The following is a 16,790-nucleotide window of genomic DNA, read 5'->3' on the forward strand; positions in this document are numbered from 1 at the left end:
CAGGGCACACGGACTGTGTCCAGCCGCCAGGTGACGTAACGGTGTTGACGCGTTACCTTACCTGGCCTCGAATCGTTCAAGTCGAGCCTGATTATCAGGCTCGACGTTTGTCCGGCGCCGATTGCGCCCGGGCATAAGTACCCTGATAAGGACTTACGTTTCCCATGCTGACCATTGCATTGTCCAAGGGCCGTATCCTTGACGACACCCTGCCGCTTCTGGCTGAAGCGGGCATCGTGCCGACCGAGAATCCGGACAAAAGCCGCAAGCTGATCATTCCGACCTCCCAGCCAGACGTACGTTTGCTGATCGTGCGCGCCACTGACGTACCCACTTACGTTGAGCATGGCGCCGCCGACCTGGGCGTTGCCGGTAAAGACGTACTGATGGAGTACGGCGGTCAGGGCCTGTATGAGCCACTGGACCTGCGCATTGCCCAGTGCAAGCTGATGACAGCCGGTGCCGTGGGTGCCGTCGAGCCTAAAGGCCGCCTGCGCGTGGCGACCAAGTTCGTCAACGTGGCCAAGCGTTATTACGCTGAACAGGGCCGTCAGGTCGACATCATCAAGCTGTATGGCTCGATGGAGCTGGCACCGCTGATCGGTCTGGCCGACAAAATCATCGACGTGGTCGATACCGGTAACACCTTGCGCGCCAATGGCCTGGAACCCCAGGACTTCATTGCCGCCATCAGCTCTCGCCTGGTGGTTAACAAGGCTTCCATGAAAATGCAGCACGCCCGCATTCAAGCCCTGATCGATACCCTGCGCAAAGCAGTGGAATCCCGACACCGCGGCTGACTCACCCGCGCGTCTCCGGGCGCGCCCATCTATCCGTGTAAAAGCCAGAAATCTCAGGTACCCGCGCGGATGGCTTGGTAGTCTTGCGGTGCCTGAGCTGTGCAATATCCTGAATTCTAAGCATTCGCCAATTACCGAGGCCCTCGCTATGACCGCTCCCACTGCAATTCGCCGTCTCAACGCTGCTGATCCGGATTTCGCGCAGCATCTGGATCATCTGCTGAGCTGGGAAAGTGTGTCTGACGACTCGGTCAACCAGCGCGTGCTCGACATCATCAAGGCAGTGCGTGAGCGTGGCGATGCGGCGCTGGTGGAATTCACCCAGCGCTTCGACGGCCTGGAAGTGGCTTCGATGGCGGATCTGATCCTGCCTCGTGAGCGCCTGGAACTGGCCTTGACCCGCATCACCGCCGAGCAGCGCGAGGCGCTGGAAAAAGCCGCCCAGCGAGTGCGCAGCTACCACGAAAAGCAAAAGCAGGACTCCTGGACCTACACCGAAGCCGACGGCACGGTGCTCGGGCAAAAAGTCACGCCGCTGGACCGTGCCGGTTTGTATGTGCCGGGCGGCAAGGCGTCGTACCCGTCGTCGGTGCTGATGAACGCGATCCCGGCCAAGGTGGCCGGTGTAACCGAAGTGGTCATGGTCGTGCCGACCCCGCGGGGTGAACTCAACGAACTGGTGCTGGCTGCCGCCTGCATTGCGGGCGTGGACCGGGTATTTACCATCGGCGGCGCGCAGGCGGTTGCCGCACTGGCTTATGGCACCGAAAGCGTACCGAAAGTCGACAAAGTCGTCGGGCCGGGCAACATTTATGTCGCCACTGCCAAGCGCCACGTGTTTGGTCAGGTCGGTATCGACATGATCGCCGGGCCGTCGGAGATTCTGGTGGTGTGTGATGGCCAGACCGACCCTGACTGGATTGCCATGGACCTGTTTTCCCAGGCCGAGCACGACGAAGACGCTCAGGCGATTCTGGTCAGCCCCGATGCCGCGTTCCTCGACAAGGTCGCCGCCAGCATTGCCAAACTGTTGCCGACCATGGAGCGCGCCGAGATCATCAACACCTCAATCAATGGCCGTGGCGCGCTGATTCTGGTGGACGACATGCAGCAGGCCATCGACGTGGCCAACCGTATCGCCCCGGAACACCTGGAGTTGTCGGTTGCCGATCCCCAGGCGTGGTTGCCGCAGATTCGCCACGCCGGTGCAATCTTCATGGGTCGTCACACCTCAGAAGCGCTGGGTGATTATTGCGCGGGCCCTAACCATGTGTTGCCGACCTCGGGCACGGCGCGTTTCTCCTCGCCGTTGGGGGTCTATGACTTCCAGAAGCGTTCATCGATCATTTTTTGCTCCGAACAAGGCGCTTCCGAGTTGGGCAAGACGGCTTCGGTCCTGGCCCGTGGCGAGTCGTTGACCGGCCACGCCCGCAGTGCCGAGTACCGGATTATTGCTGACAAAAAGGGGCAATAAGCATGAGCAAATTCTGGAGTTCTTTTGTTAAAGACCTGGTGCCTTACGTGCCGGGCGAGCAGCCGAAACTGACCCGACTGGTCAAGCTCAACACCAACGAAAACCCTTACGGCCCTTCGCCCAAAGCCCTTGCGGCCATGCAGGCCGAGCTCAATGACAACCTGCGGTTGTACCCGGACCCGAACAGCGACTTGCTCAAGCAGGCGGTGGCCAGCTATTACGGCGTGCAGCCGCGTCAGGTGTTTTTGGGCAATGGCTCGGACGAAGTGCTGGCCCATGTCTTCAATGGCTTGTTTCAGCACGACCAGCCGTTGTTGTTTCCGGACATAAGCTACAGCTTTTATCCGGTGTATTGCGGGCTGTACGGCATCGAGTTCGAGTCCGTAGCGCTGGATGCACAGTTCCAGATCCAGCCGACCGATTACGCCAGACCCAATGGCGGCATCATCTTCCCGAACCCGAATGCGCCGACCGGTTGCCTGCTGGCGCTGGAAGCGATCGAGCAGATACTCAACGCCAACCCGGACTCGGTGGTGGTGGTCGACGAAGCCTACATCGACTTTGGCGGGCAGACGGCAATCAGCCTGGTGGATCGTTACCCGAACCTGCTGGTGACCCAAACCCTGTCCAAATCCCGCTCGCTGGCAGGTCTGCGGGTAGGGCTCGCGGTAGGGCATCCCGACCTGATCGAGGCGCTGGAGCGCATCAAAAACAGCTTCAACTCCTATCCGCTGGACCGCCTGGCGATAGTCGGTGCAGCTGCGGCGTTCGAGGACCGTGACTATTTCGAGCAGACCTGCAAGGCCGTCATCGACAGCCGTGAACAGCTGGTCGGGCAACTTGAGGGGCTGGGGTTTGAGGTGCTGCCGTCAGCGGCCAACTTCATCTTCGCCCGCCACCCGGAGCACGATGCCGCGGCGCTGGCCGCCAAGTTGCGTGCACAAGGTGTGATCGTGCGCCACTTCAAGCAACTACGAATCGACCAGTTCCTGCGCATCACCATCGGCACGCCGGAGCAGAACGCAGCGCTGATTGAAGGGTTGTCAGGCGTTTAATCAGACAGTATTGCCGCTGCCCATGACGTGAGTGTCACCAGGGCAGCGGCCGTACGAAGTGCGTTTATTCCTGCTGCGGCGGCTGTTCCTGTGGTGGACGCAAGCCCACTTCGGCCGTCAGTTTCAGCTCTTTGCCATTACGCATCACTTGAATGCTGATTTTCTCCGACGGCTTGATTCGCGCCACCTGGTTCATTGAGCGACGACCGTCGCTGGCGGGGGCGCCATCGATGCTCAGAATCACATCACCCAGCTGCAGACCCGCTTTTTGCGCCGGGCCATCACGGAAAATCCCCGCCACGACAATCCCCGGACGACCGCTCAGGCCGAACGATTCGGCCAGGTCCGGGGTTAACGGTTGCACTTCAATCCCCAACCAGCCACGAATCACCTGGCCGTGTTCGATGATCGATTTCATGACCTCCATCGCCAGATTGATCGGGATGGCAAAGCCGATACCTTGAGAGCCGCCGGATTTGGTGAAAATAGCCGTGTTGATGCCGGTCAGGTTGCCATTGGCGTCCACCAGTGCGCCGCCGGAGTTACCCGGATTGATCGCTGCATCGGTCTGGATGAAGTCTTCGTAGTTGTTCAGCCCCAGCTGGTTACGGCCGGTGGCACTGATGATGCCCATGGTCGTGGTCTGGCCGACCCCGAACGGGTTGCCGATTGCCAGTGCAATGTCACCGATGCGCAGGCTGTCGGAGCGACCAATGGTAATGGCCGGCAGGTTTTTCAGATCAATCTTGAGCACCGCCAGGTCGGTTTCCGGGTCGCTGCCGATCACTCGGGCCAGGGTTTCACGCCCGTCCTTGAGGGCCACGACGATCTGGTCGGCGTTCAGCACCACGTGGTTATTGGTGAGCAAATACCCTTCGGGGCTCATCAATACCGCCGAGCCGAGGCTCGATTCCATGCGTTTTTGCTTGGGGGCGTTGTTGCCGAAAAAGTGACGGAACTGCGGGTCTTCAAACAAGGGGCGGGCGTTGCGGTTCACCACCTTGGTGGTGTACAGGTTGGCCACGGCTGGCGCGGCGCGCACCACCGCATCGGCGTAGGTGACCGGCCCTTGCTGCGCATAATTGGTTTGCGGCGCCTGTTGCAGATTAACGTCCAGACTCGGCAGCCCGACCCATTGCGGGTAGCGCTGAATAATCAGCAAAGCGATAAGAACGCCGGCCAGCAGTGGCCAGCCAAAGAAACGCAAAGCCTTGAGCATTGAACTAAGTCCTGAAGGTTGCAGAGCCACCATGACGGCCCATAATGGCGGCCATTATACGAGGGCTGCGCGCCTCTGAACGCTATATTTAGGAGTCTTTTATGGCCGTCGCCTTGAGCACGCTGGTCGAAGAAGCAAATCGATACCTCAATTGCGCTGCAATCAGTGATTACTGCCCCAACGGCTTGCAGGTTGAGGGGCGGCCGCAAGTGCTGCGCATCGTCAGCGGCGTGACGGCCAGTCAAGCCTTGCTGGATGCGGCTGTGGAGGCCGGGGCCGATCTGGTGCTGGTGCATCACGGTTACTTCTGGAAAGGTGAAGACCCGTGCGTCACCGGCATGAAGCAGCGTCGCCTTAAAACCCTGCTCAAGCACGACATCAGCTTGTTGGCCTACCACTTGCCGCTCGACCTGCACCCGGACGTGGGCAACAACGTTCAACTGGCGCGGCAACTGGACATCACCGTTGAAGGGCCGCTGGATCCCGACAATGCCAAAGTGGTAGGGCTGGTGGGCTCGTTGGCTGAGCCCATGACGGCGCGGGACTTTGCCAGACGGGTGCAAGACGTACTGGGGCGCGAACCACTGGTGATAGAAGGCAGCCCAATGATACGGCGTGTCGGCTGGTGCACCGGAGGCGGGCAGGGTTACATCGATCAAGCCGTCCAGGCCGGCGTTGACCTGTACCTCAGCGGCGAAGCGTCCGAGCAGACCTTTCACAGCGCCCGTGAAAACGACATCAGCTTCATTGCTGCCGGGCATCACGCGACCGAGCGGTATGGCGTGCAAGCGCTGGGTGATTACCTCGCCCGACGTTTTGCCCTGGAGCACCTGTTCATCGATTGCCCCAACCCGATCTAGCCGCTCACTGACAGGCGCGGTCGCTGCAGGTTTCTGACAGCCTGCAGCGCTTTTTCAGTGGCGCTCAGCCCAAACCCCGCGATCTATTCTTAGACTTTTTCGATCTAGTTGGCGCCCTCAATATAAGAAGGTGCTGTGCTAGCATTCTCCGCTCGAACACGGCCCGCAGGCCGTTCATAAGATAGCTTTCGTGAGTAGCCATGGTCGACAAACTGACGCACCTGAAACAGCTGGAGGCGGAAAGCATCCACATCATCCGCGAGGTGGCTGCCGAGTTCGATAACCCGGTAATGCTGTACTCGATCGGTAAAGATTCCGCCGTGATGCTGCACCTTGCTCGCAAGGCTTTTTTCCCTGGCAAGCTGCCGTTTCCGGTGATGCATGTCGACACGCAGTGGAAATTCCAGGAGATGTACCGCTTCCGCGACAAGATGGTCGCCGAGCTGGGCCTGGACTTGATCACTCACGTCAACCCGGACGGTGTGGCGCAGGGCATCAACCCGTTTACCCATGGCAGTGCCAAGCACACGGACATCATGAAAACCGAGGGCCTGAAACAGGCGCTCGATAAGTACGGCTTTGATGCGGCCTTCGGTGGCGCACGCCGCGACGAAGAAAAATCCCGCGCCAAAGAGCGCGTGTACTCGTTCCGTGACAGCAAACACCGCTGGGACCCGAAGAACCAGCGGCCTGAACTGTGGAACGTCTACAACGGCAACGTTAACAAGGGCGAATCGATCCGCGTCTTCCCGTTGTCGAATTGGACCGAACTCGATATCTGGCAGTACATCTACCTCGAAGGCATTCCGATTGTGCCGCTGTATTTCGCCGCTGAGCGTGAAGTCATCGAGAAAAACGGCACCCTGATCATGATCGATGACGAGCGCATCCTTGAGCACCTGTCTGACGAAGACAAGGCGCGCATCGTCAAGAAGAAAGTCCGTTTCCGTACGCTGGGTTGCTACCCGCTGACCGGCGCGGTGGAATCGGAGGCTGAAAGCCTGACCGACATCATCCAGGAAATGCTCCTGACGCGAACTTCCGAGCGCCAGGGCCGAGTCATCGATCACGATGGCGCAGGCTCCATGGAAGATAAAAAACGTCAAGGTTATTTCTAAGGGGTTGTCATGTCGCACGTATCTGATTTGATCAGCGAGGACATCCTCGCCTACCTGGGCCAGCACGAACGCAAAGAGATGTTGCGCTTCCTGACCTGCGGCAACGTCGATGACGGCAAAAGCACCCTGATCGGGCGCTTGCTGCACGACTCCAAGATGATCTACGAAGATCACCTGGAAGCCATTACCCGCGATTCGAAAAAAAGCGGTACCACGGGCGATGACATCGACCTGGCGCTGCTGGTGGATGGCCTGCAAGCCGAGCGCGAACAGGGCATTACCATTGACGTGGCCTACCGCTACTTCTCCACGGCCAAGCGCAAATTCATCATTGCCGACACCCCGGGCCATGAGCAGTACACCCGCAACATGGCCACGGGCGCATCGACCTGTGATCTGGCCATTATCTTGGTGGATGCCCGTTACGGCGTGCAAACCCAGACGCGCCGCCACAGCTTTATCGCGTCGTTGCTGGGCATCAAACACATCGTGGTCGCCATCAACAAGATGGACCTCAAAGGGTTTGACGAAGGCGTCTTCGAGTCGATCAAGGCGGACTACTTGAAGTTTGCCGAAGGCTTGAAGATGAAGCCGAGCAGCCTGCATTTTGTTCCGATGTCGGCGCTCAAGGGCGACAACGTGGTGAACAGAAGCGAGCGTTCGCCGTGGTACACCGGCCAATCGTTGATGGAAATTCTTGAAACCGTCGAGGTGGCGGCCGACCGCAACCTGACCGACCTGCGTTTCCCCGTGCAATACGTCAACCGTCCCAACCTGAACTTCCGGGGATTTGCCGGCACGCTGGCCAGCGGCATCGTGCGCAAGGGCGATGAAGTGATGGTATTGCCATCGGGCAAGAGCAGCCGGGTCAAATCCATCGTCACGTTTGAAGGTGAGTTGGAGCACGCCGGGCCGGGTCAGGCGATCACCCTGACCATGGAAGACGAGATCGATATTTCGCGTGGTGACTTGCTGGTACACGCCGACAGCGTACCGCCGGTGACTGATACCTTCGACGCCATGCTGGTGTGGATGGCCGAAGAACCCATGCTGCCGGGCAAAAAGTACGACATCAAGCGCGCGACCAGCTACGTGCCGGGCTCCATCGCGAGCATCATCAACAAGGTCGATGTCAACACACTGGAAGAAGGCCCGGCCAGCGCGTTGCAACTGAACGAAATCGGCAAGGTCAAGATCAGCCTCGACGCACCCATTGCGCTGGACGGTTACGACAGCAACCGCACCACGGGCTCGTTCATCATCATTGATCGCCTGACCAATGGCACCGTGGGCGCAGGCATGATCGTTGCCCAGCCGGTCAGCCATGGCAGCACTGGCCATCATGGCGAGCTGGCTCACGTGACGACTCAAGAGCGTGCGCAACGCTTCGGTCAGCAACCGGCGACCGTGTTGTTCAGCGGCCTGTCGGGCGCGGGTAAAAGCACGCTGGCCTATGCCGTTGAGCGCAAGTTGTTCGACATGGGGCGTGCGGTGTTTGTGCTGGATGGCCAGAACCTGCGTCATGACTTGAACAAGGGGTTGGCACAAGACCGCGCCGGACGCACAGAAAACTGGCGTCGTGCGGCCCATGTCGCGCGCCAGTTCAATGAGGCGGGTCTGCTGACGCTGGCCGCCTTTGTGGCGCCGGACGCACAAGGCCGTGATCAGGCCAAAGCGTTGATTGGCGATGATCGCCTGATCACCGTGTATGTGCAGGCGTCACCTGCCGTATGCGCCGAACGTGATCCACAAGGGTTGTACGCAGCGGGTGGTGACAATATTCCGGGTGAGTCCTTCCCGTATGACGTTCCGCTCGATGCAGACCTGGTGGTGAACACGCAGGCGCTGACGGTTGATGAAGGCGTCAAGTTGGTGCTGGACCTGTTGCGTCAACGCGGCGCGATTTAAGCCGCACTGAAAAAGCCCGCTGCCGAGAGATCGGTGGCGGGCTTTTGTCTATCTGCATGCGAATCAGCTTTTGGGGTATTCGCGATGCAACTCGCCCAGCAGGCGGTCTTTGTCTTCCCACAATTGATTGATCCAGCTCTGAAATGCCAATTTGTACTCGGCATCCTGATCGTAGTTGCGCCCCAGAAACTCAGCCGGAATGCTCAACTCTTCAAACACCACCACGACCTCGCGCACGTTGCCGCACAGCAAATCCCAGTACCCGGGGCGCCCGCCGGGGTAGTGAATGGTCACGTTGACGATGGATTTCAGTTGCTCGCCCATGGCGTCCAGCACAAAGGCAATACCACCCGCCTTGGGTTTGAGCAGGTAGCGAAACGGTGATTGTTGCTGCCCATGCTTGGCTTCGGTGAAACGCGTGCCTTCCACGAAGTTGAAAATGCCGACCGGCTGGTTTTTAAACTTCGCACAGGTTTTGCGCGTGGTCGCCAGATCGGCGCCTTTTTTCTCGGGGTGTTTGGCCAGGTACGCCTTGGAGTAACGTTTCATGAACGGGAAACCCAGCGCCCACCACGCCAAACCAATCACCGGCACCCAGATCAACTCCTGCTTGAGGAAGAACTTCAGCGGGCGGATGCGTTTATTGAGCACGTATTGCAGCACCATGATGTCGACCCAGCTCTGGTGGTTGCTGGTCACCAGGTACGAATGCTCGTAATCGAGCCCCTCCAGCCCCTTGATCTGCCAGCGGGTCTGCCCCAGCAGGTCCATCCAGCGTTTGTTATTGCTGACCCACGCTTCGTGGATATGGCGCATCAGCCAGTCGGTGCAGCGCTGGGCGGCTGCAAAGGGCAGGCACAGTTTGAAAATGGCCACCACGAACAGCGGCGTGCAGCACACGATGGTGTTTATCGCCAGCAGCAGGGAAGCAATCACGCCGCGTAACGGCGCAGGCAGGGAGTCCAGCATTTACACATCCATAGGTCGGTTGGCGGCTTGAATCGCCGTGAGGGCGATGGTGTACACAATGTCGTCGACCTGAGCGCCGCGGGGAAGGTCGTTCACCGGTTTGCGCAGGCCTTGCAGCATGGGGCCGAGGCTGACGCAATCAGCGCTGCGTTGCACGGCTTTGTGGGTGGTGTTGCCGGTGTTGAGGTCGGGGAACACAAACACGGTGGCACGCCCGGCAACCTGACTGTTGGGGGCAAGTTGTCGAGCCACGTCCTCATTGGCTGCGGCGTCATATTGCAACGGGCCGTCAATCAACAGGGCATGTTGTGATTCGTGCGCCAGCAGGGTGGCTTCACGGACTTTTTCGACCTCTTCACCACTGGCCGAGTCGCCACTGGAATAACTGATCATCGCCACCCGCGGTGTAATGCCGAACGCTGCCGCAGAGTCGGCACTTTGCAGGGCGATTTCGGCCAGTTCAGCCGCCGACGGGTGCGGGTTCATCACGCAGTCGCCGTAGACCAGAACCTGCTCGGGGAAAAGCATGAAGAACACCGACGACACCAGCGTGCAGCCGGGTGCGGTCTTGATCAATTGCAGGGCCGGGCGGATGGTGTTGGCAGTGGAGTGAATGACCCCGGACACCAGGCCGTCCACTTCGTCCAGCGCCAACATCATGGTGCCGATCACCACCGGGTCTTCGAGCTGCTGTTCAGCCATCGGGGCATTGAGGCTTTTGGTTTTGCGCAACGCCACCATCGGCTCGACATACCGATCGCGAATCACGTCGGGGTCAAGAATTTCCAGCCCGTCCGGCAGTTCAATACCGTGGGCCTTGGCCACCGCCCGGACTTCGTCAGGCTTGGCCAACAACACACAACGTGCAATGCCGCGTGCCTGACAGATCGCCGCCGCCTGTACGGTTAACGGTTCGCTGCCTTCAGGCAAGACGATACGTTTGTTGGCTTGCTGAGCACGCTGGATCAGTTGATAGCGAAACACGGCAGGGGTGAGGCGCATTTCGCGCGGCGTGCCGCAACGCTGGTGCAACCATTTGGCATCCAGGTGGCTGGCCACGAAATCGGTGATGATTTCCGCACGTTCGCGGTCATCAATCGGGATTTCCTTGTTCAGATTGTTCAGGCGGTTGGCGGTGTCATACGAACCGGTACTGACCGACAGCACGGGCAGACCCGCTTGCAGGGCGCCGCGGCACAATTCCATCAGGCGCGGGTCGGGCTGGGTGTCGCTGGTCAGCAGCAACCCGGCCAGCGGCACCCCGTTCATCGCCGCCAGGCTGACCGCCAGAATGATGTCGTCGCGATCCCCCGGGGTTACCACCAACACACCGGGCTTGAGCAATTGCAGGGTGTTGAGCACGGTGCGGGCGCACAAAATGATTTTTGACATGCGCCGGGTCTCGTAGTCCCCGGCATTCAGCACGTTGGCACCCAGCAGATCGGCCACGTCACGGGTGCGCGGCGCGTTGAGTTCGGGCTGATACGGGATGCAGCCCAGCAACTTGAAGTCACCGGTGCGCAGCAGGGGCGAGTGTTCTTTAAGGCGCGCGGCGAAGTCTTCCATGCTTTCGTCAGTGCGTACCTTGTTCAGGATCACACCGAGGACTTTCGGGTCTTTGGGGCCGCCAAACAGTTGAGCCTGCAATTCGACACGGCCCGAGAGTTCGGTCAGCACTTCATTCTCGGGCGCCGACACCAGGATCACCTCTGCATCGAGGCTCTTGGCCAAGTGCAAGTTGACCCGGGCGGCATAGCTGGCGCTGCGGGTCGGAACCATGCCTTCGACGATCAGGACGTCTTTGCCGACCGCGGCTTGCTGGTAGAGGCTGATGATTTCTTCGAGCAGTTCATCCAGTTGGCCATCGCCCAGCATCCGCTCAACGTGCGCCAACCCCAATGGCTGTGGCGGTTTCAGCCCGTGGGTGCGGGCGACCAGTTCGGTCGAGCGCTCCGGGCCGACATCGCCGGGGTGCGGCTGGGCAATTGGCTTGAAAAAGCCGACTTTCAGGCCGGCACGCTCCAGTGTGCGCACCAGCCCCAGGCTGATAGAAGTCAGGCCCACACCAAAATCAGTGGGGGCAATAAAGAAAGTTTGCATGCGAGCTTCCTGACGTGAGCAGTGCAAGGGCACGCCCGCCGAACGGGTCATGTGCCTGAATCAATTGCCAAGATTAGCGCTATCCGCCGCTTGAGCACACCAGCCACACGTAAAGGGCTGACCTATTTTTGCGTCGCGTTGTTCGGGGTCAAGCACCCAGGCCCGCGATTGCCAGGGCGGTTGATGGCGCTGGTGTTGAGTGTGGCCACAGGACAGTACGACCACCCAATGTGCCTCTTCGTCCTGACGCCATCCAATGATTGTTGAACTTTTCAAAGGTATCCGTTGGTCTTGGTTGTGTTTCGTTGTGTTCGCTTTCGAGCGTTTGCTTGGTTAAACTTGCGCCCTCAATATTTTTGCAAAAGGTCTCGCCCCATGACGATCGCCGCCAATAAGGCTGTCTCCATCGACTATACCCTGACCAACGACGCTGGTGAGGTCATCGACAGCTCCGCCGGTGGCGCGCCGCTGGTTTACCTGCAAGGCGCAGGTAACATCATTCCAGGTCTGGAAAAGGCCCTGGAAGGCAAAGCAGTCGGTGACGAGCTGGAAATTTCCGTAGAGCCTGAAGACGCGTACGGCGAGTACTCCGCCGAGCTGGTCAGCACGTTGAGCAGCAGCATGTTCGAAGGCGTTGACCAACTGGAAGTAGGCATGCAGTTCCACGCTTCGGCGCCGGACGGCCAGATGCAAATCGTGACCATCCGTGACCTGGACGGCGACGACGTGACGGTTGACGGTAACCACCCGTTGGCTGGCCAGCGTCTGAACTTCAAAGTGAAAGTTGTTGCTGTTCGTGACGCGAGCGAAGAAGAAGTTGCTCACGGCCACGTACACGGCGAAGGCGGTCATCAGCACTGATGACGGCTGCTACGCTCTGTTGAGCGAGCCAGAGAAGGGCGCCTGCGGGCGCCTTTTTTCATCTGTACAGCCTACGGCGATCGGCATCCGGAGCGATTGCCTGAACCCGATCCCGAGATTTTGGAGTCCGTCATGAGTGCTTTTCACGACCTTACCCTGGACGCCCTCGACGGCAATGAATTGCCCCTGGCCGGCCTTAAGGGCCGCGTCGTGCTGGTGGTGAACGTGGCTTCCAAGTGCGGCTTGACGCCTCAGTACGCAGCGCTGGAAAACCTGTATCAGCAATACCGCGAGCAAGGCTTCAGTGTGCTGGGCGTGCCCTGCAATCAGTTTGCCGGGCAGGAGCCGGGCACCGGGGAAGATATTCAGGCGTTCTGCAGCCTGAACTACGGGGTGACTTTCCCGATGAGTAGCAAGCTTGACGTCAATGGCCCGGAACGTCACCAGCTCTATCGCTTGCTGGCAGGCGAAGGCGCCGAGTTCCCGGGCGAGATCACCTGGAACTTCGAAAAATTCCTGATGGGCAAGGACGGTCGGGTGTTGGCGCGGTTTTCCCCGCGTACGCCACCGGATGACCCCACGGTTATTCAGGCGATTGAAAAAGCGCTGGCTTAAGGCTTTTTCACCGCGACGGGAACCGGCACCGCCTGGGTGCCGGTCTGGCCGTGACACGCGCTGTACAGCAACCCCTCAAACTGCCTGATGATGGCGGGCCAGCCCTGACGGCTGGCATGCTGGCGCGCATTCAGGCGCACAGTACGCAGGGTTTCCGGATTTTCCAGCAGCCAGCACGCGGCTTGCGTCCACGCATGTTCATCCCCGGTCATGGCCAGCACGCCGTTATAGCCCTGGCGGATGTGCAAGCCCGCAGCGGCTTCGTCATACGCCACCACGCCCAGCCCCGACGCCAGGGCTTCGAGTACGACGTTGCCAAAGGTTTCGGTCATGCTCGGAAACAAAAACACATCCCCACTGGCGTAATGTTCGGCCAGCGCCTCCCCGCACTGCATGCCACAAAAGATCGCTTCGGGCAGCGACGCTTCGAGGTGAGCCCGTTTGGGGCCGTCTCCGACGATGATCAATTTGAAACGTCGCGAAGGGTATCGCGCTTCCAATGCCTGCAAACCCCGCTTGAGCGCGCCGAGATTCTTTTCCGGGGCCAGCCGTCCCACGTGCAGTAACGCGATGTCGTCCTCACGCAGCCCCCAGCTTTGACGCAAGGCCTGTTGGCGCCTGGACGGGTTGAAGCGTCGGCTGTCGACCCCCCGGCTGAGCAGGTGCACACGCTCAAAGTGCCTGCGCTCCAGCTCAAGACGCTGGCTGGTGCTGGGCACCAGCGTCAGCGCACAACGGTTATGAAACCAGCGTAAATAATGGGTCAGGGCACGCGTGATGAAACCCCAGCCGTACGGATGGGTGTACTGCTGGAAGTTGGTGTGAAAACCGCTGACCACGGCAATTCCCAAACGCCTCGCTACCCGCAACGCACACAGGCCCAACGGCCCTTCCGTGGCGATGTACACCACGTCCGGCCGCTGTAGCTGCCAGCGTTTGCTCAAGCGCCGGGCAGAGGTCATGCCCCATTGCAAGCCGGGGTAGCGAGGGATTGGCCAGCCGCGGCATAGCATCAGGTGCTCATTGCTGCGCTGCGTGCCATCCACGTGTTGCCGCGGGCGTATCAGCTCCACGTGGTGATTCAGCGCGCGTAATCCTTCATACAGATGGCCAAGGGTATGGGCCACGCCGTTGATTTCGGGTGGGAAGGTTTCAGTGATGAGGGCGATGCGAAGGGCAGTGGTCATGACTCCAGTGTCGGGCGGAGCCATGACGTCGATGTTTCACGGTGATGATGGATTTATGAATCTGTCAGCGGCTCTGGAGCGCATCTTCCCCGCGTTCACGCACCCAGAACAGCGTGGCGCCGGCCACGGCGGCGGGCATCATCAGCAGGTTGACCACCGGGATCAGCAACACCAGGTAAACAATCCCGCCAAAACTCATGCTCTGCCAGCGCTTTTCACGCAGCCAGGCCAGCATCTCGTTCCAGCCCAGCTTGTGGTTGTCCGCCGGGTAGTCGATGTATTGGATGGCCATCATCCAGATCCCGAATACCAACCACAGGGGCGCGGCGATCAAGTTCAACACCGGGATAAACGACAGGACCATCAACGCCAGGGCGCGAGGCAGGAAATACCCCAATTTGCGCATTTCACGGGCCAGCGTACGCGGCACCATGGCGATCAATTCGCCCCAACTGAAGGCGGGAAAATCATCGCTGCCGCGCACCACGACTTCGACTTTTTCAGACAAAAAACCATTGAACGGGGCGGCAATAATGTTGGCCAGCAGGGTGAAAGTAAAAAACACCATCAGCGCCACCAGCACCACGAACAACGGCCAGAGCACGTAATTGAGAAAACTCAGCCAGTCGGGCAGCGAGGGCATCAACGTATCGACCCAGAGGCTGAATTGATGGCCGGCAAAATAGATCAGGCCGACGAACAGCAGCAGGTTGATCAGCAGGGGCAATAGCACAAACACGCGCAGGCCAGGGCTAAGTACCAGCTTGAGGCCTTCGCGCAAGTACTGCGGGCCAGAAAGAACAGGGGCGGGCATAGTGGGCTCCGGGCAGTGGGAAACCGGGCGACCTTAGCGGCTTTATAGACGCCGCGAAAGCCTTGGTTCGGGATCGACAATAACTGTTACAAAGGCGCCCTAGGGACGCCGGTGATCTCATTGAGACCTGCTATGAGCTGGATTGTTAAACCGTATTTCCTTAATCTCTGCCACCTCGATACGCTGCACCCACAATTTTTCAGGATCGACGCGTTTCAGGTCTAGCCTGTACACCTTCGCGATCCCTTTTTATTCCAGCCGTTCTAGCGGCGTTCCGACCCGGTGTGATGCGGGCGGTCATAGGAGTGAGTCATGTCTGAAGTACGTCATTCGCGAGTGATTATTCTGGGTTCCGGCCCTGCCGGTTACAGCGCTGCTGTCTATGCGGCCCGCGCCAACCTCAAGCCACTGCTGATCACGGGCATGCAGGCGGGCGGTCAATTGACCACGACCACCGAAGTCGACAACTGGCCGGGTGATGTTCACGGCCTGACCGGCCCGGCTTTGATGGAGCGTATGCGCGAACACGCCGAGCGTTTCGAAACCGAGATCGTGTTCGACCACATCAACGAAGTGGACCTCAAGAACAAACCGTTCACCCTCAAAGGCGACAGCGGCACGTTCACCTGTGACGCCCTGATCATCGCCACCGGCGCCAGCGCCCGTTATCTGGGCCTGCCGTCCGAAGAGGCGTTCATGGGCAAAGGCGTTTCGGCATGTGCGACCTGCGATGGTTTCTTCTACCGCAACAAGCCGGTCGCCGTGGTGGGCGGTGGTAACACCGCTGTGGAAGAAGCACTGTACCTGGCCAATATCGCCAGCAAGGTGACACTGATCCACCGTCGTGAAACCTTCCGCGCCGAGAAGATCCTGATCGACAAGCTCAACGCCCGTGTGGCCGAAGGCAAGATCGAACTCAAACTGAACGCGACCCTGGACGAAGTACTGGGCGACAACATGGGTGTGACCGGCGCGCGCCTGAAAAACAACGACGGCAGCTTTGATGAAATCAAGGTCGACGGCGTGTTCATCGCCATTGGCCACACCCCGAACACCGCGTTGTTCGAAGGTCAGCTGGCACTCAAGGATGGCTACATGGTTGTGCAGGGCGGCCGCGAAGGCAACGCCACCGCGACCAGCATCGAAGGTGTGTTTGCGGCCGGCGACGTCGCGGACCATGTGTACCGCCAGGCCATCACATCGGCCGGTGCGGGCTGCATGGCAGCACTGGACACCGAGCGCTACCTGGACGGCCTGCAGAACGCCGAGTTCTGATAGCCGCCTGAACGACAGGGCTCAGTGGGGCTTTAACCCCCGCTGCCCGGTTTACCTCAATGCCCGCCTCTCACGACGCGGGCATTTTTGGTTGTACACGTTAAGACCAATCGTTCATGTGTTGTCCGACGCCTGCCGCTCAGCGCGATACACGTGCGCGAAAATCTCGGTGATGTCATGTCGCGGGTATTGCTTTCTCAGGGTGCGCACCTTGGCGCTGAGCCGCACCAAGGTGTTGCTGGGCTTGGCCCGTAGCTCCACGGGAAGGGGTTGCGACCAGTCGATCATGGCCTGAGGCAGGGCGCGGCGGCCGGTTTTGTCGATGCGCTTGATTTCCCACTCGACCAGGCGATTGGGCAGGGTCCAGAAGGTAATGACGTGGTAGACGTACCAGAAAAATGCGTACACCCAGCCCACCTCTTTCTCACGCAAACGCCGGTGCAGGCCGGCCCGGGCATTGCGGAAAGTGTGCAACCCTTCATGGGGCGGATCGTTTGGGCCTTGCAGCCCCAGCGGGTCCAGAATGGCATTGAAG

General features: G+C 59.7%; 14 protein-coding genes and 2 pseudogenes. 9 read left to right on the top strand and 7 right to left on the bottom strand.

Features of this window, described 5'->3' with window-relative positions; genetic code table 11:
* Positions 1–164 precede the first annotated feature (164 nt).
* The 3 genes from hisG (at position 165) to hisC (ending at position 3,329) form a co-directional block, all read left to right on the top strand.
* Complete coding sequence (hisG, locus tag BKD70_RS05445; protein ID WP_047273377.1) at positions 165–800, top strand: ATP phosphoribosyltransferase; 636 nt, start codon at positions 165–167, stop codon at positions 798–800.
* Between the two features lie 148 nt (positions 801–948).
* Complete coding sequence (gene hisD / locus BKD70_RS05450) at positions 949–2,274, top strand: histidinol dehydrogenase (protein ID WP_047273378.1); 1,326 nt, start codon at positions 949–951, stop codon at positions 2,272–2,274.
* Between the two features lie 2 nt (positions 2,275–2,276).
* A complete protein-coding gene (gene hisC / locus BKD70_RS05455; RefSeq protein WP_047273379.1) occupies positions 2,277–3,329 on the top strand; it encodes a histidinol-phosphate transaminase in 1,053 nt (350 codons plus the stop codon).
* 64 nt (positions 3,330–3,393) lie between these two features.
* On the opposite strand, the gene algW is transcribed toward hisC, so the two are convergent.
* Positions 3,394–4,548: a Do family serine endopeptidase AlgW gene (algW, locus tag BKD70_RS05460; RefSeq protein WP_047273380.1), complete on the bottom strand. Its 1,155-nt coding sequence runs from the start codon at positions 4,546–4,548 to the stop codon at positions 3,394–3,396.
* Positions 4,549–4,649: 101 nt separating this feature from the next.
* Here algW and BKD70_RS05465 point away from each other — a divergent pair, with 101 nt between their 5' ends.
* The 3 genes from BKD70_RS05465 to cysN all read left to right on the top strand — a co-directional run bounded on the left by BKD70_RS05465 (position 4,650) and on the right by cysN (position 8,434).
* Positions 4,650–5,408, top strand: coding sequence for a Nif3-like dinuclear metal center hexameric protein (locus BKD70_RS05465; RefSeq protein ID WP_047273381.1), 759 nt, complete (start codon positions 4,650–4,652; stop codon positions 5,406–5,408).
* A gap of 200 nt (positions 5,409–5,608) precedes the next feature.
* A complete protein-coding gene (cysD, locus tag BKD70_RS05470) occupies positions 5,609–6,526 on the top strand; it encodes a sulfate adenylyltransferase subunit CysD (protein ID WP_047273382.1) in 918 nt (305 codons plus the stop codon).
* Between the two features lie 9 nt (positions 6,527–6,535).
* Entirely contained in the window at positions 6,536–8,434 is a 1,899-nt protein-coding gene (gene cysN, locus BKD70_RS05475) for a sulfate adenylyltransferase subunit CysN (RefSeq protein ID WP_047273383.1), read from the top strand.
* A gap of 63 nt (positions 8,435–8,497) precedes the next feature.
* Here the strand turns inward: cysN and BKD70_RS05480 are convergent, their stop codons facing one another.
* From BKD70_RS05480 to BKD70_RS24105, 3 genes and pseudogenes are all read right to left on the bottom strand, one after another.
* Positions 8,498–9,403, bottom strand: a complete 906-nt coding sequence (locus tag BKD70_RS05480; RefSeq protein ID WP_047273384.1) for an acyltransferase — start codon at positions 9,401–9,403, stop codon at positions 8,498–8,500.
* Positions 9,404–11,503 carry a phosphate acetyltransferase gene (gene pta, locus BKD70_RS05485; protein ID WP_047273385.1) on the bottom strand — a complete coding sequence of 700 codons (2,100 nt, stop codon included), beginning with the start codon at positions 11,501–11,503 and terminating at the stop codon, positions 9,404–9,406.
* 60 nt (positions 11,504–11,563) lie between these two features.
* Positions 11,564–11,880, bottom strand: a pseudogene (locus tag BKD70_RS24105) (DUF3565 domain-containing protein).
* On the opposite strand from BKD70_RS24105, the gene BKD70_RS05490 reads away from it, so the two are divergent.
* Together BKD70_RS05490 and BKD70_RS05495 are read left to right on the top strand one after the other, a co-directional pair.
* Entirely contained in the window at positions 11,879–12,364 is a 486-nt protein-coding gene (locus tag BKD70_RS05490; protein WP_047273386.1) for a peptidylprolyl isomerase, read from the top strand. The pseudogene BKD70_RS24105 and the gene BKD70_RS05490 overlap by 2 nt on opposite strands.
* A 132-nt stretch (positions 12,365–12,496) precedes the next feature.
* The gene (locus tag BKD70_RS05495; RefSeq protein ID WP_047273387.1) at positions 12,497–12,979 is read left to right on the top strand and encodes a glutathione peroxidase; all 483 of its coding nucleotides are present in this window, start codon (positions 12,497–12,499) and stop codon (positions 12,977–12,979) included.
* On the opposite strand, the gene BKD70_RS05500 is transcribed toward BKD70_RS05495, so the two are convergent.
* Entirely contained in the window at positions 12,976–14,190 is a 1,215-nt protein-coding gene (locus tag BKD70_RS05500) for a glycosyltransferase family 1 protein (RefSeq protein ID WP_080960298.1), read from the bottom strand. The two genes, BKD70_RS05495 and BKD70_RS05500, sit on opposite strands and share 4 nt — an antisense overlap.
* A gap of 40 nt (positions 14,191–14,230) precedes the next feature.
* Positions 14,231–14,980 carry a sulfate transporter CysZ gene (cysZ, locus tag BKD70_RS05505; RefSeq protein ID WP_047273389.1) on the bottom strand — a complete coding sequence of 250 codons (750 nt, stop codon included), beginning with the start codon at positions 14,978–14,980 and terminating at the stop codon, positions 14,231–14,233.
* 312 nt (positions 14,981–15,292) lie between these two features.
* On the opposite strand from cysZ, the gene trxB reads away from it, so the two are divergent.
* Positions 15,293–16,255 (top strand): thioredoxin-disulfide reductase, encoded by a 963-nt coding sequence (trxB, locus tag BKD70_RS05510; protein WP_047273390.1) that lies wholly within the window; start codon positions 15,293–15,295, stop codon positions 16,253–16,255.
* Between the two features lie 114 nt (positions 16,256–16,369).
* On the opposite strand, the pseudogene BKD70_RS05515 reads toward trxB, so the two are convergent.
* A pseudogene (locus BKD70_RS05515) lies at positions 16,370–16,790 on the bottom strand (hypothetical protein); the annotation flags it as partial.

The sequence above is a fragment of the Pseudomonas sp. BS-2016 genome, assembly GCF_001806145.1.
In the GTDB taxonomy this organism is placed as follows: domain Bacteria; phylum Pseudomonadota; class Gammaproteobacteria; order Pseudomonadales; family Pseudomonadaceae; genus Aquipseudomonas; species Aquipseudomonas lundensis.

What these genes read in the sequence shown, in the direction of transcription:
- cysD (WP_047273382.1), top strand. Translation starts at nt 5,609, where the DNA reads ATGGTCGACAAACTGACGCACCTGAAACAGCTGGAGGCGGAAAGCATC.
- algW (WP_047273380.1), bottom strand. Translation starts at nt 4,548, where the DNA reads ATGCTCAAGGCTTTGCGTTTCTTTGGCTGGCCACTGCTGGCCGGCGTT.
- BKD70_RS05465 (WP_047273381.1), top strand. Translation starts at nt 4,650, where the DNA reads ATGGCCGTCGCCTTGAGCACGCTGGTCGAAGAAGCAAATCGATACCTC.
- hisD (WP_047273378.1), top strand. Translation starts at nt 949, where the DNA reads ATGACCGCTCCCACTGCAATTCGCCGTCTCAACGCTGCTGATCCGGAT.
- BKD70_RS05500 (WP_080960298.1), bottom strand. Translation starts at nt 14,190, where the DNA reads ATGGCTCCGCCCGACACTGGAGTCATGACCACTGCCCTTCGCATCGCC.
- pta (WP_047273385.1), bottom strand. Translation starts at nt 11,503, where the DNA reads ATGCAAACTTTCTTTATTGCCCCCACTGATTTTGGTGTGGGCCTGACT.
- hisC (WP_047273379.1), top strand. Translation starts at nt 2,277, where the DNA reads ATGAGCAAATTCTGGAGTTCTTTTGTTAAAGACCTGGTGCCTTACGTG.
- cysN (WP_047273383.1), top strand. Translation starts at nt 6,536, where the DNA reads ATGTCGCACGTATCTGATTTGATCAGCGAGGACATCCTCGCCTACCTG.
- BKD70_RS05495 (WP_047273387.1), top strand. Translation starts at nt 12,497, where the DNA reads ATGAGTGCTTTTCACGACCTTACCCTGGACGCCCTCGACGGCAATGAA.
- cysZ (WP_047273389.1), bottom strand. Translation starts at nt 14,980, where the DNA reads ATGCCCGCCCCTGTTCTTTCTGGCCCGCAGTACTTGCGCGAAGGCCTC.
- BKD70_RS05480 (WP_047273384.1), bottom strand. Translation starts at nt 9,403, where the DNA reads ATGCTGGACTCCCTGCCTGCGCCGTTACGCGGCGTGATTGCTTCCCTG.
- trxB (WP_047273390.1), top strand. Translation starts at nt 15,293, where the DNA reads ATGTCTGAAGTACGTCATTCGCGAGTGATTATTCTGGGTTCCGGCCCT.
- BKD70_RS05490 (WP_047273386.1), top strand. Translation starts at nt 11,879, where the DNA reads ATGACGATCGCCGCCAATAAGGCTGTCTCCATCGACTATACCCTGACC.
- hisG (WP_047273377.1), top strand. Translation starts at nt 165, where the DNA reads ATGCTGACCATTGCATTGTCCAAGGGCCGTATCCTTGACGACACCCTG.